Origin of the sequence: Streptococcus sp. GMD3S, assembly GCF_000298695.2 — a bacterium.
Taxonomy (GTDB): Bacteria; Bacillota; Bacilli; order Lactobacillales; family Streptococcaceae; genus Streptococcus.
This window is the reverse complement of record NZ_AJRC02000067.1, coordinates 1-711: the sequence shown is the minus strand read 5'-3', so window position 1 is coordinate 711 and position 711 is coordinate 1. Positions and strand designations below refer to the sequence as shown.

Genomic DNA, 711 nt, shown 5'->3' with positions numbered 1-711 from the left:
TCCTAATGGGCGCTAAAAATGCGAAGACCTATGAAGACCTATTTTGTATTAGTCAAACAAAAAATCCAAAAGAAATGGTATATGATTATGACCATGAAACAAAGTAAAATCAAACCGAGTGATCTGAGGAAGCACCCGATGATCATGAAACGTTATTAAACACAAAAGTCACCCATGTGAGTTCTTGCCAGAAGCTGAAGTTAATCCTTCAACCTGGAAAACCCGCAGAGGTGACTTTTTCTATACATCTCGATTTTTCTGGCAATAATCATTAACCGATAAATATGTCTGTGAATCACCCAGCGACTCCGCTATGTCCATAATCCGCGGTGGTAGTAATCCCACTCGCTGGACAAGTTCGTGATTGCTGAACAATTCCCGTGGACTGCCGGCGAAGCCAAACTTCCCGTGTTCCATAACATACACCGACTCAAACTCGGCGGCAACCCAATCCATGTCATGGGTGATGGTCACAACTTGGTGGCCCGAATCAGCCAACTGATGGAAAATTGCGGTCAACTTGCGCCGGCTTTCCCAATCAAGCGACATCATCGGCTCATCAAATAAATAAATCGCCGGATCCACTGCCAAAACTGTGGCAACGCTCAACAGCTTGCGTTCCGACAATGACAGGTCATACGGACTTTCATCTGTTTTATCATCCAAGCCAACTCTTTTTAGAGCCTCTAAAGCCCGCCTCGTAATCGTGTC

The 711-nt window shown here is 45.0% G+C and carries 1 protein-coding gene; it reads right to left on the bottom strand.

Features of this window, described 5'->3' with window-relative positions; translation table 11 throughout:
• Window positions 1–240 precede the first annotated feature (240 nt).
• A partial coding sequence (locus tag GMD3S_RS0210180) for an ATP-binding cassette domain-containing protein (RefSeq protein WP_025173018.1) occupies window positions 241–711 on the bottom strand: 471 nt, incomplete at its 5' end.